This window comes from Pseudoxanthomonas sp. G3 (assembly GCF_057654715.1).
Map to the genome: position 1 here is coordinate 779118 of NZ_CM172805.1, position 24959 is coordinate 804076.

Here is a 24959-nt window from a genome sequence, read left to right on the forward strand (position 1 = left end):
AGGCGCGCTGTCATCCTCGACGTCTTGGATCAAGAACTTCTTCGCGCATAGGGATATGGCTTGTCGGACGGACGCACGTTCCTTGCGGTACCCCCCGCAACGTGTAAACCGTACCCTGCGGATTGAACGACGGCTGAGACAAGACGTTCGACGGCGTGCGCCAGGGTGCCGTCCAGCTGACCATCTTCTGATTCGAATTCCGATGGTCTCAAACCGGCCTCGAGGATGGGGTGCAGTGCGCGCAGCCGCACCCAATACATGCTTCCGGAGACGAACTCGCCGGCGTCGAGGGCCGAATCGGGCAGCCCGACGCGCTGAGCCAACGCGCGCACATGGTCAGCGTTGGCGCCCCAGTAGTAACTCATCGGCTGTACGTGGCCATCAGGTGCGATGAGCCCCAGCTCAGGCGTTGTGAGGAAGGCTTCGGTGGCCGCACGCCACTCTGTCCGCCCCATGAGCTTGTCGATGATGTCGCGCCGCCATTCGTCGCCATCGCGCCGATGCAGCGATCGCTTTGTGTGGAGCTTGAGTACAACGTCAACGGACTCCCGCGCCAACAGTGCGGCGACACGGAGGAATGGCAGGATGTCACGACCCCGGTTCTCGAACACATGGATGCGGAAGCGCATTCCGCGTTCGACGAGTAGCGCAGCTACGGCTTGCTCTTTCTCGTAGGCGGTGGTGATCTCAAGTTGCAAAGGGCGATCGCACGCCGACAGCGCATCGAGTATTTCAGCAAATGCATCCAAATGCCATGCGTGAATCACGACGACCACTGCGGATACCTGTGCCGCTGCCGCTGTCTTCAGGTCACCCATCATCGCTTGCCGCGTGGCATTCAGCAGCGCGTAACCGTCGCGAGCATCCGGTTCGAGATAAGCGCCCTCGGCCCATTCGTTCCAGGCATTCACGAAGACGGGGGGTGGGTCGCCGGAGTTCCGTCTCGTCACTTCCATGGCACTCCTGAGCCAGGACGCGTAGCGCGTAGGCGTGGCTTGAAGAAGTGTTCTGCCGCGGCCCGAGCGCCTAGCTTCGTTATCCCACCCGCAATTCACGCCGGCGAAAATGTTGTCACCGGACCGGAGTTCCTCAAGTAGGGTGCCCGGGATATCCCGCCAGTCCAATGCCTGACCTGCATAATCTGGGTTCGTCAGCCGGAGCCCCGACGTCACGTTTCGAGGTGTAGTGCCGTTCGGAGGGAATTGGATGGCGCTATTGAATCCAGCCTCGGCCGGATCGGGTGTCTCGAAACTGCGCACATAGGCCAAATGGATTTCGCCAACGCCCTGCTCGCGACACCATGCTCGCCAGCGGTCTGTGGTCGCGGTGGCTTCCGGTAGCAGCCCTAGTCTATAGACCAACAATAGAGGCTTCCCATCCACTCGCAGATACCGCGGGTCCCGCATGTACTCCGCCACGTGTTCGATGAACGCAATATCGTCTTCGGGGGAGTGCTTCTGGTCGATCAGGATCTCGTCGCCGCGGCCGTCCCAGGTGCGGGTCCATTTTTCATTCGCCCAGCACAGGCAGAACTTCAGGTCGATGGTCTTGTCGTTGAGCCAGTTGCGCAGCGGCGTTTCCAGCAAGGTCTTGCCGCCGAACCAGTAGAAGTAGAAGCAGAACGCGCTGATGCCGTACTCGCGGGCCAGGCGAGCCTGTTCGTGCATGACCTCGACGTTGCGCAGGTCATAGAAGCCCAGGTCGCCCGGGAGCTTAGGCTGATAATGGCCTTCGAACTGGGGCAAGGCGCGGGTGACATTGCGCCACTCGGTGAATCCCTTGCCCCACCATTCATCGTTCTCGGGAATGGTGTGGAATTGCGGGAGGTAAAAAGCGACCAGCGTGGCCGGTAGTGGGTCGGGCAGCTCGCCTTTCTCGTAGGGAACATAGCCGATGGCACGTTCATCCGAGCGCACGTAGGGCCTGCGGGGCAGGGTCCCGTCGGGAGCCTTGCCGCGTGGGCCTTCCGGTACCCAGTCGCCGCGGGTATCGAGGAAGCGTTGCCGCAGGCGATCGCGCGTGGCCTGCGGCATCGGCGTCAGGCGAAATGCCGTGCGGAGCGCGTAGAACAGGGTGGTGCGGACACGGCGTGACAGGGGATTCGTCACAGGCTTCCTAGAGATTCTGGTAATTCGGCCCCGAGCCGCCTTCCGGCGTCACCCAGTCGATGATCTGGTAGGGGTCCTTGATGTCGCAGGTCTTGCAGTGCACGCAGTTGGCGGCGTTGATCTGCAGGCGCTTGCCTTGGCCGTCGTCGACTATTTCATACACCCCTGCCGGGCAGAAGCGCGTGCAGGGGTTGTCGTATTCTGCGGCGCAGCGGCTGACGCAGACGGAGGTATCGAGCACGCGCAGGTGCACGGGCTGGTCTTCGTCGTGTTCGGTGGCCGCGTAGTAGACGCCCTGCAGGCGGTCGCGCGGGGCCAGGGTGCGGTCGACGTAGTCGCGCTTGGGTTCTTCGTGCTCGTCGACTTTTTCGAGCGAGGACCAGTCCGGCTTCACCTTCAACGTCCACGGTGAGAGGCCGCCGGTGACGGTTTCCCACGCAGCATTGGCCATGCCGAACCACAGGCCCTTCTTGAAACCGGGCTTGATGTTGCGCACGGCCTTGAGTTCTGCCATCGCATCGGACGCACGCAGCTTCGCATCGAAGCCCTCGGGTGCGAGCTGCGAGGACGCCAGGTGCTCGGCGGCGAGCATGCCACTGCGGATCGCCTGGTGCGTGCCCTTGATCTTCGGCACGTTGAGCAGGCCGGCGGTGTCCCCTATCAGCAACGCGCCGGGCATCTCCACCTTCGGCAGCGACTGCCAGCCACCGGTGACGATGGCGCGCGCACCCGCCGACAGAATGCTTCCGCCTTCGAGCAGGGGCTTGATCAGCGGGTGGTTCTTCCACTGTTGGAAGGCTTCCCACGGTTTGTATTCCGGATCCTTGTAGTCCAGGCCGCTGACGTAGCCCAGCGCGATCTGGTTGTTCTCCAGGTGATACAGGAAGCTGCCGCCGTAGATGTCGTTGCTGGCCGGCCAGCCCAGCGTGTGCACGATCTTGCCGGGCGTGACGCAGCCTTCCGGCACCTGCCACAGCTCCTTGATGCCGATCGAATACGCCTGCGGGTCGCTGTCCTTGTCCAACGCGAAGCGCTTCACCAGCCGCTTCGTCAGGTGGCCGCGCGCGCCTTCGGCCAACACCGTGACCTTGGCGTGGATGTCGATGCCCTGGGTATAGCCCGGCTTGTGACTGCCGTCCTTCGCCACGCCCATGTCGCCGATGCGTACGCCGATCACCTTGCCAGCGTCGTCGTGCAGGGTCTCCGATGCCGCGAAGCCCGGGTAGATCTCCACGCCCAGCGCTTCGGCCTGTGGCGCCAGCCAGGCGCACATGGCACCGAGGGACACGATGAAGTTGCCGTGGTTGCGCATGCCCGGCGGGACGATCGGGAACTTGCGGCCGCCGTCCTTGCTGAAGAACCAGAACTCGTCGTCCGCCGCCGGCACGCAGACCGGCGGCGGGTTGTCGCGCCAGCCTGGCAGCAGCGCGTCGAGCGGTGCCGGTTCGATCACGGCGCCCGACAGGATCTGCGCACCAATCGTGCTGGCCTTCTCGATCACGCAGACCGAAATGTCCGGGTTCAGTTGCTTCAGCCGGATGGCGAAGGCCAGGCCCGCCGGGCCCGCGCCGACGGTCACGACGTCGTACTCCATTACATCGCGTTCGACATCGGACATCGTGGAACTCCGGCATGGCATTAGGCTGCCGGTATTTTCGGGGTTTGCGCGGGGCGGGGCAAATCCGCGAGCATCGCCGGCATGACCCTACCCCTGCCGCTGCCTGCGGATGGCCTCGAGGCAACGTTGCCGGGCGCCACGCTGCGCTTCCATCCCCACTGGTTGGACGTGGACGCGGCGGATCGGCTGTTCGACGCCCTGCGCGATGGCCTGCCGTGGAGCGTGCATCGCATCCGCCTGTTCGGGCGCGAGGTGGATTCCCCCCGGCTCAGCGCGTGGATAGGCGATCCCGCAGCGGTGTACCGCTACTCGGGCACGGTGTTCACGCCGCACCCTTGGACGGCGGCGCTGGCTTCATTGCGCGATCGCTTGCAGCAGGGATTGGGCGTGCCGTTCAACAGCGTGCTCGCCAATCTGTACCGCGATGGGCAGGACGCGATGGGCTGGCACAGCGATGACGAGCCGGAACTGGGTCCGAACCCGGTGATCGCCTCGGTCAGCCTGGGAGCGGAGCGACGTTTCCTGCTGAAGCATCGTGCGCATCCGGCGCTGCGCACTGCCCTGGCCTTGCCGCATGGCAGCCTGCTGGTGATGTCCGGCGAGACCCAGCGGCTTTACCGGCATGCGCTGCCGCGTACCGCCCGCCCGGTGGCTGCGCGGATCAACCTGACGTTCCGCCAGATCGATCCGGGTCGGCGCCGCTGACGCTCTCAGCGACGCCGCGGTGCGTCGCCCTGGCCCGCGGCCAGCAGCCAGCCCACCAGATCGCCCGTGGCAGCGGCCAGGGCGCCGTCGAACGCCTGGGCCACCTGGGCGACCTCGGCCGATGCGGCCGGTTGCTGCTGCAGGAAGGTGCGCGACGCCACGACGCGCTGGTCGCGGCTGCTGACCAGCTTCGCGCTGATCTCCACGACGGCCGACGGCACGGCCGCGCCGGCGTAGTCGGCCTCGAAACGCCGGATGTCCATTACCAGCTTGTAGTCGCCCAGGATGCCGGCATCGGCGCTGGCCACGGAGGGAATACGCCCGGAATCCTCCAGCGTGCGCTGCACCGCGTCCTGCACCAGCTCCGTGGCGGGCTGCGCCCATGACACGCCGCGATACACCTGCAGCTCGCCGGGCGTGGGCCGCACGGAGATGCGCGGGCTGTCCACGACGCGGGCGGCGGTGGGTTTGGCGATGACCAGCGTCCAGGCGACCGTCGGCCATTCGGGGCGCGCAGGCACGCGCACATCGGGCGCGTAGATCGTCACCGGGTCGCGTTGTTCGCTGCCGAGGATCGAGCAGCCGGACAGCGCGGTCGCCATCAGGGAAAGACACAGGAACACACGCAGCGCTTTCATTTCGGGTCGAACTCCTTGGGTGCGTCGCGGCCCAGCAGGTAGCGCGCGGGATTGCCTTCGAGGCGGTCGCTGACGCGGCGCAGGTCGCGCACCAGGCCGCGCAGTTCGGTCAGGGTCGGGCCGAGCTGGCCCAGGCCGTCGTTGGCGAAGCTGTTAATCGCCGCGCGGTTCTCGCCCATGATCGCATCGGCGTTGCCGGCCGCGGAATCCAGCTTGCCCAGCGTGCTTTCCAGCTTGGCCAGGATATCCGGCAGTTCGCGCACCAGGTTCTGGTCCAGGCGTTCGATGGTGCCGTTGGTGGTGGTCAGGGTCTTGTCGAGATTCTGTGCGGCATCGCGCGCGCTGGTGATCAGCGACTCCAGCCCATCCTCGCGGCTGGCCAGCGACGTACTCATCGCCTCCAGGTTCTCCAGCGTGGTGGTGATGCTGGCCACGTTCTTGTCGCTGAGCACTTGGTCCAGCCGCTCGACGATGCGGTTGGCGGTGTCGGTGATGTTCTGCAGTGCGGACGGCGCGGTCTGGATCACCGGCGCTTCGCGCGTGTCCACGGTGGTGAGCGCCGGCGCCTGCGGAGTGCCGCCGCTCAGCTGGATGATGGTCGGGCCGGTCAGGCTGGTGATGGCGAGCTTGGCGCGCGTGTCGGTCTTCACCGGCGTGTAGGACTCCACGCGGATGCGCGCGATCACCTGCCGGGGATCATTGGGGGCCAGCGAGAGCTTCGTGATCGAGCCTACGGCGATGCCGTTGTACTGCACGGGGCTGCCGACCGACAGGCCGGTAACGGCTTCGCGGAAGACCACCTGGTATTCCTGCCAGGTGCGTTCGGAGGAGTACTTGGCTGCCCAAAGGCCGAACAGCAGCAGCGCAGCTGCGATGATCAGCGTGAAGGCGCCGATGAGCACGTAATTGGCACGGGTTTCCATCGATCAGACCGCCGTTTGCGTGTGGGGTGGCCCGTAGGCCGTGTCTTGGCCCCGCGCGGCGCGCGCGCGCGGGCCATGGAAGTACTCCTGCACCCAGGGATGGTCGAAGCGCTCGACCTCGCTGAGCGGCGCGACCGTAACGACCTGCTTGTCCGCCAGCACCGCCACGCGGTCGCAGATCGCGTACAGGGTATCGAGGTCGTGGGTGATCAGGAATACGGTCAGCCCGAGCGCTTCCTGCAGGGTCTTGATGAGCCGGTCGAACGCGGCCGCACCGATCGGGTCCAGGCCCGCGGTGGGTTCGTCGAGGAAGAGCAAGGGCGGGTCGAGCGCCAGCGCGCGGGCCAGGCCGGCGCGCTTGCGCATGCCGCCGGACAGTTGCGATGGCAGCTTGTTGAGCGCGTCGGCGGGCAGGCCCGCCAGCTTGACCTTGAGCAGCGCCAGTTCGTAGCGCCAGCTGTCGGGCAGTTCGGGGTGGTGTTCCTTCAACGGTACCTGCACGTTCTCGCCCACCGTCAGCGACGAGAACAGCGCGCCGTCCTGGAACAGCACGCCGGTGTTGCGTTCGATGTGCTGGCGATTCGCGGGATCTTCCGAGCGCGCATCCACGTCGAGCACCGAGATCTCCCCGGCATCGGGCTGGCGCAGGCCCAGGATCGAGCGCATCAGCACCGACTTGCCCGTACCCGAACCTCCGACCACGCCGAGGATCTCGCCGCGGCGCACGTCCAGGTCGAGGTTCTCGTGCACGGTCTGCTCGCCGAAACGGTTGACCAGGCCGCGCACGCGGATGATGGGGCTGTCCTCGCTCATCGGCTCACCAGTCCATGTGCATGAACCACAACGCGGCCAGCGCGTCGATGATGATGACGAGCGAAATGGTCTGCACGACGCTCGACGTGGTGCGTTCGCCCACCGACTGCGCGGTGCCTTCCACGCGCAGGCCTTCCAGGCACCCGATCAGGCCGATGACAAGGGCGAACACCGGTGCCTTGGACAGGCCGACCAGGAAGTGCCGCACCTCGATGGTTTCGTGCATGCGCGCGAGGTACATCTGTGGCGGAATGCCCAGGTCGAACGCGCCGACCGTGACGCCGCCGGCCAGGCCGGCCATCATCGAGATGAAGGTCAGCAGCGGCAGCATCACAAGCAGCGCGATCAGGCGGGGGATGACCAGCAGGTCCACCGGGTCCAGGCCCAGCGTGCGGATCGCATCGATCTCTTCGCGGCTCTTCATCGCGCCGATCTGCGCGGTGAACGCCGAGGCGGTGCGCCCGGCGAGGACGATCGCGGTCATCAGCACGGCGAACTCGCGCAGGAACGCGATGCTGACCAGTTCGACCACGTAGATTTCCGCGCCGAAGTCGCGCAGCACGGTGGAGCCGAGGAAGGCGATCACCGCGCCCACCATGTACGACAGCAGGATCACCAGCGGCACCGCGTCCAGGCCGACCGCTTCCATATGGGCAACAGTGGCGGTGGGGCGGAAGCGGCGCGGCTCCTTCACCATGCGCACCAGCTTGACCAGGTTCTCGCCGGTGAAACTCAGCAGCGCGATGATCTCCTGCTTGTTCTCTAGGACGCGGTAGCCCAGGCGTGACAGCGCGGCCAGCACGCCGTAATCGCGCTTGCGCGGCGGGCGGTCGTCGGCGACATCCTCGATGGTGCTGACCAGTGCCTGGTGATCCTGGCGGAATTCGATGGCCGACGGGTCCATGCCGCGGCGCTTGGCGAACCGCAATAGCTGCAGCACGCCGGCCGAATCGATGCGGCCGATCGCGGTGGCATCAAGCCGGTTGATGGCATCGGGGAGCGACTTGAGCTGTTCGGCCACCGTCAGCGCGCTGGCAAGCGTCCAGTCGCCCGCCAGCTTCGCGCGCTGCGGATCGTCGGGGTCGGATGCGTACTGCGGGCGGGCAAGGGTGGGGGTCATGGCGTCGCTCGGCCAAGGAGCATACAGGCTATACCGCTGAACGTGAGGACCACGCCGATGAACGCCCGCTTGCCCAGCGGTTCGCGCAGCCAGAGGGCCGCGAGCACCACCAGGAACACCGAGGCGGATTCGTTGAGGATCGCCGCGACCGAGGCCGAGGTGAACTTGTAGCCGCCCAGCCACAGCACCATCGACAATCCCTGGCCCACCAGGGCCGCCAGCACCAGGCGATGCCACGGCACGTCGGCGGGGACGAAGCGCATGCGTGCGCGCATCGCCGGCAGTGCAGCCAGCAGAAGCAGGCCCACCACCGCGCCGCCGAGGCGCAACAGGGTCACCCACAGCAGCGGCTGGGTTTCCAGCGTGCGCTTGACCATCACGATGGCGATCGCCATCAGCGCGATCGCCGCCAGCCCGATCACGACGCCGCGCGCCGTGTGTTGCGGGTGCGTCTTCCATTCGCCGGGCGGGCGGCTGACCAGCAGCACGCCCAGCCCCACCAGTGCGAAGCCCACCCATTGCCCCGCGCCCAGCCGTTCGTCCAGGCACACGAAGCCGAGCAGCAGCACCAGCGGGCTGTACAGATTGCCGATGACGCCCATCCGCCCGGCGCCCAGTTCGTTGAGCGCACGGAAGTAGAGTGTGTCGGCCAGTGCGATGCCAATCACGCCGCTGGCCACGACGATGGCCAGATCGACAGCGGTCAGCGAGGGCCAGGCACCCGCATGGATGATCACTGCGATCGGCGCCAGCACGGCCAGCACCAGTCCATTCTTGAGCAGGTTGAGCGCGAGCGGCGGCAGGTGCGCGCCCAACTGCCGCGCCAGGATCACCCCCACCGCCCACGTCGCTGCGCTGCCCAGCGCCATCGCCTCGCCGATGCCCACCCATCCCCCTGCCTTTCGTGTCGCTGCGTAGTTTAAGCAGGCACCGGATGAAGGCGTGGGCACGCGGCTTCGGCGATACTGTGGCGATGCCCGACGAGACGCTGACCACCGCCACGTACGCCCAGCGCATTGCCTTCGTCTGCGAGATCGCAGGCCGCCTGCACAGTTATGGCACCACCGCGCAGCGCCTGGAAGGCACCGTGGTCGGCTTGTCGCAGCGGCTGGGGCTGGATTGCGAACCCTGGTCCAACCCCACCGGCCTGATCCTGAGCTTCAGCGATCCCGCGCGGCCGCTCGGCGCTAGCGACAGCACGCGGGTGATCCGGCTCGCGCCCGGCGAAACCGACCTGCACAAGCTGAGCGAGGCCGACCGGATCGCCGATGCCGTATCGGCCGGCGAGATGAGCATCGCCCAGGGACATACCGCGCTGCGTGCGCTGGACCGCACGCCGAGCCTGCGCTGGCGCGCGATGCAGATCTTCGCGTCGGGCCTGGCCGCCGCCGCGGTCGCCGGACTGTGGCGTCTGCCGTGGGTGGACATGGCCACCGCGGGCCTGATCGGCGTGATCATCGGCGTGCTGGGCGAAATCATCGCGCGCCGGCCGCAGATGAAGGAAGCCAGCGACGCGATCTCCGCGCTGGTGGCGGGTTTCGTCGCGATCCTGGTGGCCAACTTCATCGCGCCGCTGAACCTCAACACGGTGATCATCGCCTCGCTGATCGTGTTGTTGCCCGGCATGGCGCTGACCAATGCGGTGAACGAACTCACCAGCCAGCACCTGGTGTCCGGCGTGGCGCGTTTCGCCGGCGCATTGGCCACGGTGCTGAAGCTCACCGTCGGCAGCATGATCGCGGTGACCCTGGCCCAGTTGCTGGGCATGTATCCGGAGGTGCGCGCCTCGCGGCCGCAGCCGGAATGGGTGGAATGGGCGTCGATGGTGGTGGCGGCCTACGCCTTTGCGGTGTTGTTCAAGGCGCACCGGCGCGATTACTTCTGGGTGATGGCGGCCGCCATCGCCGGTTACAGCATCTCGCGCTACGCGGGCGCGGCCTGGGGCAGTCCGGTGGGCATCTTCCTGTCGGCCCTGACGCTGACCGCCGCCGGCAATGCCTTCGCACGCTGGGCCAACCGGCCGGGCGCGCTGATCCGTGTGCCGGGCATCCTGATGCTGGTGCCGGGCAGCACCAGCCTGCGCGGGCTGCTGACGCTGGTGCAGCAGCAGGACGTGGGCGTCGGGCAATCCGCGCTGCTGGCCGTCACCAACGTGGTGATGGCGCTGATCGCAGGCCTGCTGTTCGGCAACCTGCTGATCTCCTCGCGCAAGAACCTCTGACACCGCCTGCGCAAACGAAAGACGGGAGGCCAGGCCTCCCGTTCGTGTTCGCTTCCGAAGCGGCTTACTTCTTCTTGATGAGGAAGTCTTCGGCCTTCTTGCCCTTGGCGATCAGCGCGGCCATCCAGCGCGGATGCTTGCCGCGGCCGGTCCAGGTTTCCTTGGGATTGGCGGGGTTGCGGTACTTCGGCGCGACCTTGCCGAGCTTCTTGCCGGCACGCGGGCTGGGCTTGGTCGCTGCCTTGGCAGGGCGGGTACCGCCGGTACCGAACAGTTCCTCCAGCGTGTAGCCCTCGGCCTTGGCGAATTTGGTGATCTTGCCGCGCACCGTGGCGATGGGCGTGCGCTTGGCCAGCTTGCTCTGTTGTTGCTTGGCCTTTTCGATCAAGGCGCCAAGTTCCTTGGCGGACAGGTTACGCAGGTCGATCGACATCAACTATCTCCAGTCAGGAAGGGAAGGCCTGTCCATGGCAGGGGTCCGATGATAGTCGAGGGCGCCATCACGGGACAGGTCGCCGCGAGGCGCGGCCTGCGAGCGTGAGGCGACCCCCGCCCGCAGGGTGCCGCCTCAGGCCGTCAGGCGCGCGAACAGGCCGTCGCGGTCCAGGTTCTCCGCGTCCGTCGCACGGCGCGCACGGTATTCGAACGTACCGGCCGCGAGGCCACGCTCGGACACCACCACGCGGTGCGGGATGCCGACCAGTTCGATGTCGGCGAACATCGCGCCGGGACGCAGGCCGCGGTCGTCGAGCACGGCTTCGATGCCAGCCGCCTGCAGGTCCGCGAGCAGCTGTTCGGCCGCGGCATTCACCGCGCCGTCGTTCTTCGGATTGATCACGCACACCGCGACCGCCCACGGCGCCATCGGCACGGGCCAGATGATGCCGTTGGCATCGTGGTTCTGCTCGATGGCGGCAGCGACGATGCGCGACACGCCTATGCCATAGCAACCCATCGCAGGCGCGGCCGCCTTGCCGGCGTCGTCCAGCACGGTGAACTTCATCGCTTCGCTGTACTTGCGGCCCAGTTGGAACACATGGCCGACCTCGATGCCGCGCACGATGCGGATTTCGCCGCCATCGGCGGCCTTGTCGCCTTCGACCACGTTGCGGATGTCGGCCACGGTCTCCGGCTCGGCCAGGTCGCGGCCCCAGTTGACGCCGGTGAGGTGGAAGCCGGCCTCGTTGGCGCCGACGACGAAGTCCGCCATCGCCGCGACGTCCCGGTCGGCCACCACGCGGATCGCCTGGCGCGGGTTCACCGGGCCGAGGAAACCGGGTTCGCTGTCCAGGTGGGCGAGGATCTCCGCTTCGCTGGCCATGCGGTAGTCGGCCAGGCCGGCCACCTTGCCCAGCTTGATCTCGTTGACGGCGTGGTCGCCGCGCACCAGCGCCAGCACGAAGCCGCCCTCGGTCATCACCGCGATCGATTTCACCGTGCGCTGCAGCGGGATGCCCAGCAGCGCGGCGACGTCCTCGCAGGTCTTCTGCGTGGGCGTGGCCACCTTGTTCATCGTTTCCGATGCGGCGGCACGCGGGCCCGGCGCGGCGGCCTGTGCCTTCTCGACGTTGGCCGCGTAGTCCGAGCCGGTGGAGAAGGCGATGGAATCCTCGCCCGATTCCGCCAGCACGTGGAACTCCTGCGAGGCGTCGCCGCCGATCGCGCCGCTGTCCGCCTGCACGGCGCGGAAGTCGAGGCCCAGGCGAGTAAAGATGCGCGTGTAGGCCGCATGCATGTTGCGGTACTCGCGCACCAGGTCCTCGTCGGTGATGTGGAAGGAGTAGGCATCCTTCATCACGAACTCGCGCGCGCGCATCACGCCGAAGCGCGGACGGATCTCGTCGCGGAACTTGGTCTGGATCTGATAGAAGTTCACCGGCAGCTGCTTGTAGCTGGACAGCTCCTGGCGTGCGAAGTCGGTCACCGCCTCTTCGGCCGTCGGGCTGTAGCAGAAGTGCTGCTCCTTCCGGTCGGTGATCTTCAGCAACTGGCCGCCGAATTTCTCCCAGCGCCCGGTCTCCTCCCACAACTCGCGCGGCTGGATGGTCGGCATGATCATTTCGATCGCGCCGGCGCGATCCATCTCTTCGCGCACGATGGTCTCCACCTTGCGCAGCACGCGCAGGCCCAGCGGCGACCAGGTATACAGGCCGGCGGCCAGCTTGCGGATCATGCCGGCACGCAGCATCAGCTGGTGGCTGACCAGTTCGGCGTCGGCCGGGGTTTCCTTGGTGGTGCGGAGGTGGAACTGCGACAGGCGCATCGGCATCGGCGTTCAGGGGGACGAATCGCCTATTTTGCCAGCCTTGGCCGCGCGAGGGGCGCTAGGGTGGCGTATCGGCGCGGTCGCCGCTCACGCGGATGGCGGACGGCGTGTCGCGGTCGATGCGTTCGAAAGGCCGGTGCTTGGGCGGCGTGTCGGTGATCTGGAGGACGCCGGCCTCATCGCGCCAGCGGTACAGCGAAGGCCGGGTGTCGACGGGCGCGGCACCCTGGCGTGCTGCTTCGCGCCGGGTTGCCGGGCGGTCAGCATCCTCGTGCGAGAGCCACCAGGCCACGCCACCGCCCGCCGCCAGGCCCGCCACGATGGCCAGCCAGGCGCGCATGCGGGGCTCAGGCGCCTGCAGGCTTGCAGTAGGCCTTCACTGCGGCTTCGGCCAGCGCGCGCTGGTTGGCCTTCGAGGTGTCGTCCAGCGTCGCATCGGGCTTGCCGTCGCCGTCCGTGTCCTGCTGGATCACCCCGGTGTTGGTCGCCAGGATCTGAAGATTGGACCGCGCCGTGGTGCACTGCGGGTTCTCCACCGGCTTGCCCGCGGGCTGCGTTTCGTTGGCCGGCGCGCCGTACTGGTTGATGCGGCGGTTCTGGACGGTCTGGCTGGGGGGCGGGGTGTCCGAGTAGTGGGTGACGCCGTTCTTGTCCTTCCACTGGTAGACCTGCTGGGCCTGTGCGGTGACAGCGACGGTGAGGCACAGCGCCAGCGCGGCGAGGCAGGGGGCGAGGCGCATGGCAGGCTCCGGGACCGGGGAACCGCGATTGCAGCACCCCGGGCGCGCGCAGGCAAGCCGGCAGCCTGAATCGTTGGGCTAAACTGCGACCCATGAACGAAATCAAGCCGCCCCCGCGCTCCCGCGGGATCTACCTGTTGCCCAACCTGTTCACCACCGCGGGCCTGTTCGCGGGCTTCTTCGCGATCATCGCCGCGGCCAACGGCCAGTTCGTCAATGCGGCCATCGCCGTCTTCGTGGCGGGCCTGATGGATGGCATCGACGGGCGGGTGGCGCGCCTGACCGGCACCAGCAGCGACTTCGGCGTGCAGTACGACTCGCTGGCCGACCTGGTCAGCTTCGGTCTGGCCCCGGCGCTGGTGATGTACCACTGGTCGCTGTCCGCGCTGAAGTTCGACGGCGGCGTGATGGGAAGGGTCGGCTGGGTGGTGGCGTTCCTGTACGCGGCCTGCGCGGCGCTGCGACTGGCCCGGTTCAACACGCAGGTCGGCACGGTGGACAAGCGCTGGTTCATCGGCCTGGCCAGCCCGGCGGCGGCGGGCTTGATGATGTCGTTCGTCTGGGCGTTCGCCGACGGCGAGCTGGGCTGGACCGGCGAGGAACTGCGCTACGTGGCGCTGGCGGTCACGCTGGTCGCGGCGCTGCTGATGGTCAGCCGGATCCGCTTCTGGAGCTTCAAGGGCACGGGCGAGGGCGGGGCGAAGGCCGACCGCATTCCGTTCGTGGTGCTCGCGCTGGTGCCGCTGGTGCTGGCGATCCTCTTCATCGACCTGCCGCGCACGCTTTTCGCGGTAGGCGTGGTCTACGCGCTGTCGGGGCCGGGCTACTGGGTGTGGCAGCGGACGCGCCGCACCCGGGAACGGGAAGGCGCCGCATGACGCTGGCGGCGGACCGGCTGTGGTCGGCTGAGCAGCAGGGCTGGCTCGGCGCGCTCGGCCATACGGTGTACCTGCCCGCGGACTGGCCGACCGAGGCCGGTGCGCCCGCGCAGGCGGTCGAAGCGCTCGCGGCGAGCGTCGAACGCGAACCTTCCGTTGCGCCGCCGCGCGCGCGTCCGCCGGCGCGCGAGGCGATCGAGCGCCCGGCACCCGCGCGCGCTGCTCCGGTGCCGCGCGCCGCAGGCTCGCGCATGCCGGACCGCCTGCATTTCGCGCTGATCCGCGCCTCGGGCTGCAACCCGAATGCGCCCGGCGCGGCGGACCTGTTCGCCCAATGGCCCAGTTCGGCGGAATTGCGCGGCAATCCCGAGGCCAAGCGCGCGCTGTGGCCCACCTTGCGCCGACTGCGGCGGGGTACGCCAACGTGAGTGCGCTGGGCGTCGAGCCTTCACCGGCGTCCGCCCCCAGCCTGCGGCCGATGCGCGAGGCCGACCTGGATGCCGTGCTGGCGATCGAGCAGCGGGGTTATCCGTTTCCGTGGACGCGGGGCATCTTCCGCGACTGCCTGAAGGCCGGTTACCCGTCATGGGTGCTGACCGAACATGGCCTGGTGATCGGCTACGGCCTGCTGAGCATCGCCGCCGACGAGGCGCATGTGTTGAACATCTGCATCGCGCCGGAGCGGCAGGGGCGTGGACTCGGGCGCTACCTGCTGCGGGCGCTGGTGAAGATTGCCCGCGACCATCGGGCACAGCGCGTGTTCCTGGAAGTGCGCCCCTCCAACCCGGGCGCGATCGCGCTGTACCACAGCGAAGGCTTCAACGAGATCGGCCGCCGCCCGCGCTACTACCCGGCGCGCGACGGTCGCGAGGACGCCCTGGTGATGGCGATCGAGCTCATCGCCGACGACATCGCCACGATGCCGCCGTTGTAGAGCGGAGCTTGCTCCGCTGCTTTCTGATCGTTGATCAACGGTGCCGCATGTGGAGTCGAGCAAGCTCGACTCTACGGGGTCGGGATGATGTGAGCGTCAGAGCTTCGCGCGTTGTGCGTGCAGCGCGGCGAGCTGGTTGCTCCAGTCCACGAGGCGCTGGCGCTCCTGCTCGACCACCGCCGGCGGCACCTTGTCGGTGAACTTGGCGAGCTTGGCTTCGCTCTTGTCCTTCTCGCCAGCCACGCGCGCGATCTCCTTGTCCAGGCGCGCGCGCTCGGCGTCCAGGTCGACCAGGCCTTCCAGCGGGACCAACAGCTTCATTTCGCCAACCACGGCGGCGGCGGAGGCAGGTGCTTCGGCACTGCCATCGAGCCATGCGATCTCTTCCAGCTTCAGCAGGAAAGACAGCGACGGCGCGAAGCGTGCGATGCGGGCGCGGTCCTTGTCGTGGCCGCCCTGCAACAGCAGGCGGACGGTTTTGCCCGGCGACACGTTGAGTTCGCTGCGCACGCGGCGCAGCGCCGAGACCATGGTCTTCAGCCACTCCACGTCGGCCTCGGCCTGTGCATAGTCCTGGCCGACGACATCGCCAGCGGCCGGGTAGGGGCGCAGCGAAATGGTGCCGCTGTCGATGCCGAGCTTCGGCGCGACCTGCTGCCACAGCTCCTCGGTGACGAACGGAGTCAGCGGATGCAGCAGGCGCAACAGCGTCTCCAGCACGTGCAGCAGCGTGTGGCGGGTGCTGTCGGCCGCCTCCTTGTCGTCGCCGTTGAGCGCGGGCTTGGCCAGTTCGACGAACCAGTCGCAGAACTCGTTCCAGGCGAACTCGTACAGGGCCTGCGCCAGCAGGTCGAAGCGGTAGGCGGCGAACTGCGTTTCGGCCTCTGCGGCGACCCTGGCCAGGCGCGACAGGATCCATTTCTCGGCGTCGGTCTTGGGCTGGGGCGCGCCAATGGCGGTGAAGCCGTCGGTGTTCATCAGCACGAAGCGGGTGGCGTTCCACAGCTTGTTGCAGAAGTTCTTGTAGCCCTCGGCGCGGCCCATGTCGAACTTGATGTCGCGGCCGTGCGTCGCCAGCGCGGCGATGGTGAAGCGCAGCGCGTCGGCGCCGTGCGGCACGATGCCGTCCGGGAATTCCTTGCGCGTGGCCTTCTCGATCTTCTCGGCCATCTTCGGCTGCATCAGGCCGCCGGTGCGCTTGGCGACCAGATCATCGAGCGAGATGCCGTCGATGATGTCGAGCGGGTCCAGCACGTTGCCCTTCGACTTGGACATCTTCTGGCCGTCCTTATCGCGGATCAGACCGGTCATGTAGACGTCGCGGAACGGGACCTGGCCGACGAAGCTGTCGGTGGCCATCACCATGCGCGCCACCCAGAAGAAGATGATGTCGAAGCCGGTGACCAGCACCGACGACGGCAGGTAACGGTCGAAGCCGCGCGCGGCCATCGCCTGCGTGTCCGGCCAGCCCATCGTGCTGAAGGGCCACAGCTGCGAGGAGAACCAGGTTTCCAGCACGTCGCTGTCCTGGGTCAGCGCCACGTCGGCGGACAGGCCGGCCTTCGCGCGTGCCTCGGCTTCGTCGCGGCCGACGTAGCAGTGGCCGGCGTCGTCGAACCACGCCGGGATGCGGTGTCCCCACCAGAGCTGGCGGCTGATGCACCAGTCCTGGATGTTCTCCATCCAGTGGCGATAGGTATTGATCCAGTTCGGCGGCACGAACTTCACCTCGCCGGATTCGACCAGCTCCAGGCCGCGCTTGGCCAGCCCGTCCATCTTCACGAACCACTGGTCAGTGAGATACGGCTCGATCACCTGATTGGTGCGGTCGCCGCGCGGCACCTGCAGCTTGTGCGGCTTGGTCTCGACCAGCAGGCCGAGGTCTTCGAGATCCGCGAGCACGACTTTGCGTGCTTCATAGCGTTCCAGGCCGCGATATTTTTCCGGCGCGTTGTCGTTGATTGCCGCGGTCGGCGTCAGCAGGTTGATCAGCGGCAGATTGTGGCGCTGGCCCACCTGGTAGTCGTTGAAGTCGTGCGCAGGCGTGACCTTGACCACGCCGGTGCCGAACTCGCGGTCGACGTAATCGTCGGCGATCACCGGGATCTCGCGGTCGGTCAGCGGCAGCTTCACCGTCCTGCCGATCAGGTGCGCGTAGCGCTCGTCCTCCGGGTGCACCATCACCGCGGTGTCGCCGAGCATGGTTTCCGGGCGCGTCGTGGCCACGACCAGCGAGCCGCTGCCGTCGGCCAGCGGATATTCGATCGACCACAGGAAGCCGTCTTCCTCGACGTTCTCCACTTCCAGGTCGGAGATCGCGGTCTTCAGCACCGGGTCCCAGTTGACCAGGCGCTGGCCACGGTAGATCAAGCCCTGCTCGTGCCAGCGCACGAAGGCTTCGATGACGGCGGTCGATGCCTGCTCGTCCATCGTGAACGTGCTGCGCGACCAGTCGCCCGATGTGCCCATGCGGCGCATCTGCCGCTCGATGGTGTCGCCGGACTGCGCCTTCCATTCCCACACCTTGGCGATGAAGCCGTCGCGACCCAGCGAATCACGGGTCTCGCCCTTGCCTTCCAGTGCCAGGTTGCGGCTGACCACCATTTCCGTCGCGATGCCCGCATGGTCCGTGCCCATCTGCCACAGCGTGTCGAAGCCGCGCATGCGGTGGTAGCGCACCAGCGCGTCCATCAGCGTGTGCTGGAACGCATGGCCCATGTGCAGCGTGCCGGTGACGTTCGGCGGTGGCAACAGCACGGTGTACGGTTCGCCCTTGCCGCTGGGCTTGAAGTAGCCGGCGGCTTCCCACTGCGCGTACAGGCGGGATTCGAAGGATTTCGGGTCGTAGCTGGAGGCGAGAGACATAAGGCGAGTGGGGAGTGTTGAGGAGTGAGGAGTGAGGGCGGTGTCGGAAAGGGCAAGCGTATTACTCACTCCTCACTTCTCTCCGCTCCACACTCGCTCTTACATATCGTGCTTGTTCACTTCAAAGCCGCGCGCCTTGTACTGCTTCCAGCGCTCGCGCAGCGGTTCGCGCGCGGACGGGTCGGCCGGCACCACTTCCAGCACGCGCTCGCAGGCGCCGGCGAAGGCGTCGTCGCGCAGGTTGATCACCAGCGCGCGGGCGGGCACGTCGACATCGGGCGTGGCGATGAGCACGGGCGTCAGCTCGTCCTCTTCGTCACCGGCGATCTGGTGCGGGATGTAGGCGTCCGGATCGAACTCCCACAACAACTCGTCCAGCTCCTCCGCCTGCGCGGCATCGCGAGCCAGCACCAGCGTCCACTGGTTGCTGTCGTAGGCCTTGCGGGCCAGCTCGCAAACCAGCTTGAGCGGTTCTTCGAGGAAACGCGGCTTGGCGATCAGGTAGAAGTCGGCACGGGACATAGAAAGCAGGAGTGAGTGGGGAGGAGTGAGAAGTGAGGGAGCAACGCTTTGCTCACTCCTCACTTCTCTGGGCTCACTTCTCAACGCGGTCCAGCAGCCACTGGCTCAGCAGGCCGACCGGGCGACCGGTGGCCATGCCGCGCTTGCCTTCGTCGTTGGCCACGCCGGCGATGTCCAGGTGCGCCCAGCGCTGGCCTTCGGTGAAGCGGGCCAGGAAGCAGCCGGCGGTGATCGCGCCGGCCCAGCGGCCGCCGATGTTGTAGACGTCGGCGAAGCTGGATTCGAGCTGGGTCTGGTATTCGTCCCACAGCGGCAGGCGCCACGCGCGATCGAACACGGTCTCACCGGCGCCCTGCAGCTCGTTGCTGAGGTCGTCGTGCTTGCTCATCAGGCCGCTGGCGTAGCGGCCCAGCGCTACGATGCACGCGCCGGTGAGGGTGGCGACGTCGACCAGCGCGGCGGGCTTGAAGCGCTCGGCGTAGGTCAGCGCGTCGCACAGGATCAGGCGGCCCTCGGCATCGGTGTTGCCGACCTCGATGGTCTTGCCCGACATGCTGGTGATGACGTCGGACGGGCGATAGGCGTTGCCGTCGATGGCGTTCTCCACCGCCGGCACCACGACCACCAGGTTCAGCGGCAGCTTCATCTTCGCGGCGGCGACGAAGGTGCCGATGACGCTGCCCGCGCCGAGCATGTCGTACTTCATTTCCTCGATGCCGCCCTGCGTCTTCAGGTTGACGCCGCCGGTGTCGAAGGTGATGCCCTTGCCGACCAGCACGTAGGGCTTGGCGTCTCCGCCGCCGTTCCACTTCAGCACGATCAGGCGCGGACGGTTGGCCGAGCCGCGGGCCACCGCCAGCAGCGAGCCCATGCCGAGCGCTTCCATCTGCGTCTCGTCAAGGATCTCGGCTTCGGCACCGTTCTCGGTGGCGTACTTCTGCGCCTGCTCGGCCAGGTAGGCCGGGGTGCAGATGTTGGGCGGCAGGTTGCCGAGTTCGCGCGTGGTCTGCACGCCGGCGGCGATCGCCACGCCCTGCGCGAGGGCCTGCTCATCGTCGCCGCTGACAGCGAACCGGGTCAGGCCCGGGTCGTCGTTCTTCTTCTTGCCCAGCGTGGCGGTGTAGCGGTAGCAGGCGTGGTCCGCGGCGATGACGGCCTGGCGGATCTTCCACGCGGCATCGCGCTCCTTCACGTCCACTTCGGACAGGGTGAACAGCGCGGTCTTCGCCGGGCCGGTCTTCAACGTGCGGGCGGCGTCGCCCACGGCCTTCAGGTACTGCGCCACGCCGAACTTGGCCGTTTCGCCCAGGCCCACCACCAGCACCCGCGGCGCGGTGACGCCGGGCAGGTCGTGCAGCAGAGTGGTCTTGCCGGTCTTGCCGCCCACATCGCCACGCTGAACGAGTGCAGACAGCTTGCCGCCGCTGGCCGCATCCACGGCCTGCGCCGCCGGGGTCAGGCTCTTGTCGGCATAGGCGCCGACCACGACGCAGTCGACGCCGGCCTGGGCGGGGGCTTCGTGGTTCAGGGTGAATTCCAGCGTCATTGATCAGATTCCCGGTTCAGTTACGTACAATCGCGGGCCGGATGAAAGGTGGCTGACGCCATCCCGGACCGCAGAGACCGCCGCCGCAGGCGCGGCGCACAAGCCCGAGATTGTAAATCAAGCCCTCCTGATGCCGAAGCTGGACCGCTACCTCTTCCGGGAATTCACCCAGAGCTTCCTGGCCACCTTGATCATCCTGCTGATGGTCAGCGTGGGCGGCGTGATGGCGGACCTGCTGGGCGACGTGGCCGACGGCAAGGTGCCGGCGCGCCTGCTGCTGTCGCAGCTGGGCCTGCAGTTCCTGAACTACATGCCCTACATCATCCCCCTGGCGCTGATGCTGGGCCTGCTGCTGGCGTTCTCGCGCCTGTACCGGGATTCGGAGATGGCGGTGCTGACCGCGGCCGGGATCGGCCCGCGCCGGCTGCTGCGCCCGCTGCTGATGCTGGTGGTGCCCGTCGTGGCCCTGGTGGGCGCCTGCTCGCTGTGGCTGGGTCCGTGGGCGCTGCGCACGGCTCACGAGATGCTTGACCACGCCAACCGCAGTCTTGTGGTGTCCGGGCTGGATGCCGGCAAGTTCACCGTGCTTTCGAGTGGCGCCGTGGTCTATGTGAGCGCGCTGTCGGCGGATGGCACGGGGCTGAGCAAGGTCTTCATGCACCGGTCGAAGGACGGCCGTATCGACGTGGTGACGGCCAAAGCCGGCCAGATGTTCTTCGAGGGCGAGCGCAACCGCTACCTGCGCCTGGACGACGGCTTCCGGGTCGAGGGGCCGGACGGCGCCGGTCTCGATTACCGGCTGATCCGCTACAAATCCAACGAAGTCGCCCTGCCGGACCGCGCCGACACCCTCGACAAGGACGACCCGGAACTGCTCCCCACCCCGCAGCTGCTGGCGGACGCGCGGCCCGAGGCCAACGCCCAGATCCATGCCCGCCTGACTCCGCCGTTGCTGGCGCTGGCCTTCGCCCTGCTGACCCTGCCGCTGTCGCGCAGCTCGCCGCGCCAGGCCCGCTACGGGCGGGTGATGCTGGGCTTCCTGGCTTATCTGGTCGGTGTCAGCCTGATGTTCAACGGCACCCAACTGCTGGCCGACGGCAAGCTGCCGGGCCTGGTCGGTTTGTGGTGGCTGACGTTGCCGCTGCTGGCGCTGGCGGTCTGGTTCTACCTGCGTGATGGCCAGCTGTCCCGCCCACGGAGGCGCGCATGAGGTTCACGCCGCGCCTCCACGACACCTACGTCGGCCAGGTCGTCCTGGTCACCGTGCTGCTGACCTGGGCCGTGCTGGTAGGCCTGGATGTCGTGATGGCGCTGTCCGGCGAGATCAGCGACCTGGGGCAGGGCAACTACACCTTTGGCCATGCCGTGGCCTGGGTGCTGTACACGGTGCCACGCCGTGCCTACACGATGTTCCCCACCGCGGCGGTGATCGGCTCATTGATGGGCCTGGGCCAGTTGGCTGCCAGCTCCGAATTGACCGCGCTGCGCGCGCTGGGCCTGTCGCGCCGGCGCCTGAGCATTTCCGTGGCCGCGGCCCTGGCCATCCTGACCGCGCTGATGGTGTTCAGCGGTGAAACCCTGGGTCCTTGGGGCCAGCGCCAGGCTGACGTGCTGAAGATGGCGGCGCGCACCGGCAACGTGGCGATGGACCGCTATTCGGGGCTCTGGGCGCGCGAAGGTAATACCTTCCTGTACGCGCAGAGCGGCGAAGAGAAGGACCAGGGCGGCGGCAAGGTGTCCCTGCAGCTGCGCGACGTGCGCATGTACGAACTCGCCGACGACGGCAGGCTGGCGTCGATCGCGCATGCCGCCACCGCCGAACACCTGGACGGTTACTGGCTGTTGAAGAACGTGCGCCGCACCACCTTCAACGAACGCTCTGCTACCCAGACCACGGTGCTGGGCGAACGCTGGGAATCGGAGCTGGACGCGTCCGTGCTGTCCTCCAGTCTGGTGCGTGCGCGCAACATGCCCAGCAGCGAACTGAGCCAAAACATCGAGTACCGCAAGCGCAACGGCCTGGATGCGCGCGATTACGAAGACCAGTACTGGGGCCGGTGGTTCTACCCGCTCAACGTGCTGGCGTTGTGCCTGGCCGCGATCCCGTTCGCCTTCGGCAGCCTGCGCAGCGGCGGCATGGGCAAGCGGCTGTTCCTCGGCATCGTGTTCGCGGTCGGCTTCTGGGCGCTGCAGACGATGTTCGTGCGCCTGGCCGGCGCCTTCCGCCTGGATTACCGCATCGCCTACGCGGTCCCGCCGCTCGCGCTGCTGGCGATCTCGTGGGTGATGTTCGGCCGTCGAAGCCGGTAGCCGATGGACTCAGCGACGCTTCGGCAGCCGGATCATCCGGGTGCCGCTGAAGCGGTCGTGGAAGGTCAGGCGCTCGCGGTCGACCCAGCCCCACCAGAAGCCCAGCCCACCGGCGAGCGTGGACAGGGTCGCCAGCGCGTACCGGCGCCACAGGGCGCCGACCGAAGGCGGTGCACCATCGGCGGCGACCACTTTGATCCGCCACGGACGCATGCCGAGGGTCTGGCCGCCACGTTGCCAGCTGAAAGTGGCGTACAGCCCCGCGACAGCCCAGCAGCAGGTCCACAGCAGCCACCACATCGCGCTGAACGGCTCGATATTGTGGCGGACGTTGTCGCTGATCACGACGTCGATGAGCACGAAAGGAATCGCCACGGCGAGCCACATGGCCAGTACTGGCCAGACATCGTAGAGCAGGGCGAGCAGGCGCCAGCCGATCAGGGCGCGAGATTTTTCGGGCGTGGAGGCGGGGTCCGTCATCGCGACAGGATACCGGCTAACCCCGCGCAGCCTGCCGTGGGAGCGACGTCAGTCGCGAAGATCGAGGTCCCTGGGCCGACCGAAGACCAAGGATTCCGTTCGTGGTGAGCCTGTCGAACCCCACTTGTTAGGGCCCAGCAGGACGGTGGCGACCTGACGGCGCAGCTCGAACGGCGTGGTTCGACAGGCTCACCACGAACGGGATCGCGGGGACGGCTGCATGAGGCAGTGATGCAGTCCCTCGCGGCCTACGCCGGGAAACACTGTCTGCTTTCCCTTCCGAGATCGTGTGGTCGCCCGTATACCGCTTCGCGACTGAGGTAGCTCCCACAACAAGCGGTGCATCCATGCAGCGGGCGCATCGCCTAAGCTTGCGGCATGAGTGCACGCACCCCCGCCGAGCGCCGCCAGCAGGCCCATGCGCTGCCGCCCGTTCCGGCGGATGATGCTGCCGCGATCGCCGCCTTCCTCGATGCCATCTGGGCCGAAAGCGGACTGGCGCGGCCCACGCTGGACAGTTACCGGCGCGACCTGGAAGGGTTCGCGCGCTGGCGCAACGGCCGCGAGGGCGGTCTGTCTGCCGCCGATCGCGCAGGCCTGTTCGACTATCTGGCCTGGCGCACGCGCGAGGGCTACTCGCCGCGCAGCAATGCGCGCCTGCTGTCGGCGTTGCGCGCGTTCTTCGCCCATCGGCTGCGCCTGGGCCAGCGCCGCGACGACCCCACCGCGCTGCTCGACCCACCCCGCCTGCCGCGATCGCTACCGAAGGCGCTGTCGGAAACCGAGATCGACGCCCTGCTGGCCGCGGCGGACACGGACTCGCCACTGGGCCTGCGCGACCGCGCGATGCTGGAGCTGATGTACGCCGCGGGCCTGCGCGTCAGCGAGCTGGTGAACCTGCCGGCGAACGCGGTGAACCTGCGCCAGGGCGTGTTGCGGGTGACCGGCAAGGGCAGCAAGGAACGGCTGGTACCGCTCGGCGAGGAGTCCCAGCACTGGCTGGAGACCTACCTGGCTCGGTCGCGACCGGTCCTGGCTGGCAAGCGCAGCGTGCCGGCGCTGTTCTTGGGACCCGATGGTGAGGCGCCCACCCGCCAGCGCTTCTGGTCGCTGGTGAAGCGGCATGCCGCCACGGCCGGCATCGATCCGGTGCGGATAAGCCCGCACGGCCTGCGGCACAGTTTCGCGACGCATCTGTTGAACCATGGCGCCGACCTGCGTGCGCTGCAGTTGCTGCTGGGCCACAGCTCGCTGTCGACCACGCAGATCTACACGCTGGTCGCCCGCGAACACCTGAAGCAGTTGCACGGGCGGCACCATCCGCGCGCTTGAAGCGGATCACACTTGCGGACGGTTAAGCCGCCCACGTCGCCCGCTGTGCCAGAATCCCGGTCCTCGCCGCATGACGTGGCCCGCTGTCCGGATGCCCATGATGACCCGCCTGATCACCGCCGCCCTGCTGGGTGCCCTCAGCCTGACCGCCTGCGCGCAGGCGCCGCAGCCGGGCGCCGCCGCCGCGAAGCCGGCCGCCGCCAAGCCCGCGCCCGCCGCGACGGCCGCCAGCGGCTCGGCGGAGGATCGCGCCCGTGCCGCGATCGCCAAGCTCAATCCGCGCGCGAAGGTGGAGTACGTCGGCGCCGCGCCGCTGCCGGGCTTCCGCGAGGTCATCGCGGGCGGGCAGCTGCTGTACGTCAGCGACGACGGCCGCTACCTGATGCAGGGTGCCGTGCTGGACCTGGAGCAGCAAGAAGACCTGATGCAGAACAGCGCCGCGCTGGCCGACTACCGCAGCAAGCTGATCGCCACCATCCCGAAGTCCGAGCGCATCGTGTTCGCGCCGCCGAACGCTAAGTACACGGTCACCGTCTTCACCGACATCGAGTGCGGCTACTGCCGCAAGCTGCATGGCGAAATCGGCGAACTCAACCGCCAGGGCATCGCCGTGGAGTACCTGGCCTTCCCGCGCATGGGCCTGGGCAGCCAGGACCACAAGGACATGATCTCGGTGTGGTGCTCGTCCGACCGCAAGCGCGCGCTGACCGACGCCAAGGCCGGCAAACCGGTCACCCCGCGCGACTGCAAGAACCCGGTGACGATGGAATTCGACGTGGGCCAGCGCATCGGCGTCAGCGGCACCCCGGCGATCTACTCGGCCGAAGGCGTCCAGCTGGGCGGCTACCTGCCCCCGGCCGCCCTGCGGGCCAAGCTCGACGAGCTGGCGGCCAAGAAGACCCCGGCGGCCGCCGGCGGCGCCGCCCCGTGAACCCCGGAA

Annotated in this window: 23 protein-coding genes and 1 pseudogene; 9 read left to right on the plus strand and 15 right to left on the minus strand. The window is 67.6% G+C overall.

The window, feature by feature from the left end; genetic code table 11:
• Positions 1 to 29: 29 nt before the first annotated feature.
• Together AC23D6_RS03550 and AC23D6_RS03555 are read right to left on the minus strand one after the other, a co-directional pair.
• Positions 30 to 2108, minus strand: a complete 2079-nt coding sequence (locus tag AC23D6_RS03550) for a glycoside hydrolase family 99-like domain-containing protein (protein ID WP_487751456.1) — start codon at positions 2106 to 2108, stop codon at positions 30 to 32.
• 7 nt (positions 2109 to 2115) lie between these two features.
• Complete coding sequence (locus tag AC23D6_RS03555; RefSeq protein WP_487751457.1) at positions 2116 to 3726, minus strand: electron transfer flavoprotein-ubiquinone oxidoreductase; 1611 nt, start codon at positions 3724 to 3726, stop codon at positions 2116 to 2118.
• An 81-nt stretch (positions 3727 to 3807) separates the two neighbouring features.
• Here AC23D6_RS03555 and AC23D6_RS03560 point away from each other — a divergent pair, with 81 nt between their 5' ends.
• Positions 3808 to 4431 carry an alpha-ketoglutarate-dependent dioxygenase AlkB family protein gene (locus AC23D6_RS03560; RefSeq protein WP_487751458.1) on the plus strand — a complete coding sequence of 208 codons (624 nt, stop codon included), beginning with the start codon at positions 3808 to 3810 and terminating at the stop codon, positions 4429 to 4431.
• Positions 4432 to 4436: 5 nt separating this feature from the next.
• Here AC23D6_RS03560 and AC23D6_RS03565 read toward each other — a convergent pair whose 3' ends face one another.
• The 5 genes from AC23D6_RS03565 to AC23D6_RS03585 are packed head-to-tail and all read right to left on the minus strand — an operon-like array spanning position 4437 to position 8812.
• Positions 4437 to 5069 (minus strand): ABC-type transport auxiliary lipoprotein family protein, encoded by a 633-nt coding sequence (locus tag AC23D6_RS03565; RefSeq protein ID WP_487751459.1) that lies wholly within the window; start codon positions 5067 to 5069, stop codon positions 4437 to 4439.
• On the minus strand, positions 5066 to 5992 hold the full coding sequence (locus AC23D6_RS03570; protein ID WP_487751460.1) for an MlaD family protein: 927 nt from the start codon (positions 5990 to 5992) through the stop codon (positions 5066 to 5068). The genes AC23D6_RS03565 and AC23D6_RS03570 overlap by 4 nt, the downstream gene beginning before the upstream one ends.
• 3 nt (positions 5993 to 5995) lie before the next feature.
• Entirely contained in the window at positions 5996 to 6805 is an 810-nt protein-coding gene (locus AC23D6_RS03575; protein WP_487751461.1) for an ABC transporter ATP-binding protein, read from the minus strand.
• A 4-nt stretch (positions 6806 to 6809) separates the two neighbouring features.
• On the minus strand, positions 6810 to 7925 hold the full coding sequence (locus AC23D6_RS03580) for an MlaE family lipid ABC transporter permease subunit (protein ID WP_487751462.1): 1116 nt from the start codon (positions 7923 to 7925) through the stop codon (positions 6810 to 6812).
• Positions 7922 to 8812 carry a DMT family transporter gene (locus AC23D6_RS03585; protein WP_487751463.1) on the minus strand — a complete coding sequence of 297 codons (891 nt, stop codon included), beginning with the start codon at positions 8810 to 8812 and terminating at the stop codon, positions 7922 to 7924. The genes AC23D6_RS03580 and AC23D6_RS03585 overlap by 4 nt, the downstream gene beginning before the upstream one ends.
• Before the next feature lie 86 nt (positions 8813 to 8898).
• Between AC23D6_RS03585 and AC23D6_RS03590 the strand changes: the two genes are divergently transcribed.
• Positions 8899 to 10146: a threonine/serine exporter family protein gene (locus AC23D6_RS03590; protein ID WP_487752559.1), complete on the plus strand. Its 1248-nt coding sequence runs from the start codon at positions 8899 to 8901 to the stop codon at positions 10144 to 10146.
• 70 nt (positions 10147 to 10216) lie between these two features.
• On the opposite strand, the pseudogene AC23D6_RS03595 reads toward AC23D6_RS03590, so the two are convergent.
• The 4 genes and pseudogenes from AC23D6_RS03595 to AC23D6_RS03610 form a co-directional block, all read right to left on the minus strand.
• Positions 10217 to 10579, minus strand: a pseudogene (locus AC23D6_RS03595) (H-NS histone family protein); the annotation flags it as partial.
• 135 nt (positions 10580 to 10714) lie between these two features.
• Positions 10715 to 12409: a proline--tRNA ligase gene (locus tag AC23D6_RS03600; RefSeq protein ID WP_487752560.1), complete on the minus strand. Its 1695-nt coding sequence runs from the start codon at positions 12407 to 12409 to the stop codon at positions 10715 to 10717.
• 61 nt (positions 12410 to 12470) lie between these two features.
• A complete protein-coding gene (locus AC23D6_RS03605) occupies positions 12471 to 12752 on the minus strand; it encodes a DUF4124 domain-containing protein (RefSeq protein WP_487751464.1) in 282 nt (93 codons plus the stop codon).
• Between the two features lie 7 nt (positions 12753 to 12759).
• Positions 12760 to 13152, minus strand: coding sequence for a DUF4124 domain-containing protein (locus AC23D6_RS03610; protein ID WP_487751465.1), 393 nt, complete (start codon positions 13150 to 13152; stop codon positions 12760 to 12762).
• A gap of 92 nt (positions 13153 to 13244) precedes the next feature.
• Here AC23D6_RS03610 and pssA point away from each other — a divergent pair, with 92 nt between their 5' ends.
• From pssA to rimI, 3 genes are read left to right on the plus strand one after another with little or no spacing between them, the layout of a single operon-like run.
• Positions 13245 to 14030 carry a CDP-diacylglycerol--serine O-phosphatidyltransferase gene (pssA, locus tag AC23D6_RS03615; RefSeq protein ID WP_487751466.1) on the plus strand — a complete coding sequence of 262 codons (786 nt, stop codon included), beginning with the start codon at positions 13245 to 13247 and terminating at the stop codon, positions 14028 to 14030.
• Positions 14027 to 14458 (plus strand): alanine acetyltransferase, encoded by a 432-nt coding sequence (locus tag AC23D6_RS03620; RefSeq protein WP_487751467.1) that lies wholly within the window; start codon positions 14027 to 14029, stop codon positions 14456 to 14458. Before pssA ends, AC23D6_RS03620 begins: the two co-directional genes overlap by 4 nt.
• Positions 14455 to 14964: a ribosomal protein S18-alanine N-acetyltransferase gene (gene rimI / locus AC23D6_RS03625; protein ID WP_487751468.1), complete on the plus strand. Its 510-nt coding sequence runs from the start codon at positions 14455 to 14457 to the stop codon at positions 14962 to 14964. Before AC23D6_RS03620 ends, rimI begins: the two co-directional genes overlap by 4 nt.
• Positions 14965 to 15060: 96 nt before the next feature.
• On the opposite strand, the gene AC23D6_RS03630 is transcribed toward rimI, so the two are convergent.
• The 3 genes from AC23D6_RS03630 to AC23D6_RS03640 all read right to left on the minus strand — a co-directional run bounded on the left by AC23D6_RS03630 (position 15061) and on the right by AC23D6_RS03640 (position 19897).
• On the minus strand, positions 15061 to 17829 hold the full coding sequence (locus AC23D6_RS03630) for a valine--tRNA ligase (RefSeq protein ID WP_487751469.1): 2769 nt from the start codon (positions 17827 to 17829) through the stop codon (positions 15061 to 15063).
• Positions 17830 to 17928: 99 nt separating this feature from the next.
• Positions 17929 to 18351, minus strand: coding sequence for a DNA polymerase III subunit chi (locus tag AC23D6_RS03635; protein WP_487751470.1), 423 nt, complete (start codon positions 18349 to 18351; stop codon positions 17929 to 17931).
• 73 nt (positions 18352 to 18424) lie between these two features.
• Positions 18425 to 19897, minus strand: a complete 1473-nt coding sequence (locus tag AC23D6_RS03640; RefSeq protein WP_487751471.1) for a leucyl aminopeptidase — start codon at positions 19895 to 19897, stop codon at positions 18425 to 18427.
• A 130-nt stretch (positions 19898 to 20027) separates the two neighbouring features.
• Between AC23D6_RS03640 and lptF the strand changes: the two genes are divergently transcribed.
• Both lptF and lptG read left to right on the plus strand, forming a co-directional pair.
• Positions 20028 to 21107, plus strand: a complete 1080-nt coding sequence (gene lptF, locus AC23D6_RS03645) for an LPS export ABC transporter permease LptF (RefSeq protein ID WP_487751472.1) — start codon at positions 20028 to 20030, stop codon at positions 21105 to 21107.
• Positions 21104 to 22207, plus strand: a complete 1104-nt coding sequence (gene lptG, locus AC23D6_RS03650) for an LPS export ABC transporter permease LptG (RefSeq protein ID WP_487751473.1) — start codon at positions 21104 to 21106, stop codon at positions 22205 to 22207. Before lptF ends, lptG begins: the two co-directional genes overlap by 4 nt.
• Positions 22208 to 22216: 9 nt before the next feature.
• Here lptG and AC23D6_RS03655 read toward each other — a convergent pair whose 3' ends face one another.
• Positions 22217 to 22687, minus strand: a complete 471-nt coding sequence (locus tag AC23D6_RS03655) for an RDD family protein (protein WP_487751474.1) — start codon at positions 22685 to 22687, stop codon at positions 22217 to 22219.
• A 378-nt stretch (positions 22688 to 23065) separates the two neighbouring features.
• Here AC23D6_RS03655 and xerD point away from each other — a divergent pair, with 378 nt between their 5' ends.
• Together xerD and AC23D6_RS03665 are read left to right on the plus strand one after the other, a co-directional pair.
• Complete coding sequence (xerD, locus tag AC23D6_RS03660) at positions 23066 to 24019, plus strand: site-specific tyrosine recombinase XerD (protein WP_487751475.1); 954 nt, start codon at positions 23066 to 23068, stop codon at positions 24017 to 24019.
• Positions 24020 to 24119: 100 nt separating this feature from the next.
• Complete coding sequence (locus AC23D6_RS03665; protein ID WP_487751476.1) at positions 24120 to 24950, plus strand: DsbC family protein; 831 nt, start codon at positions 24120 to 24122, stop codon at positions 24948 to 24950.
• Positions 24951 to 24959: the final 9 nt, after the last annotated feature.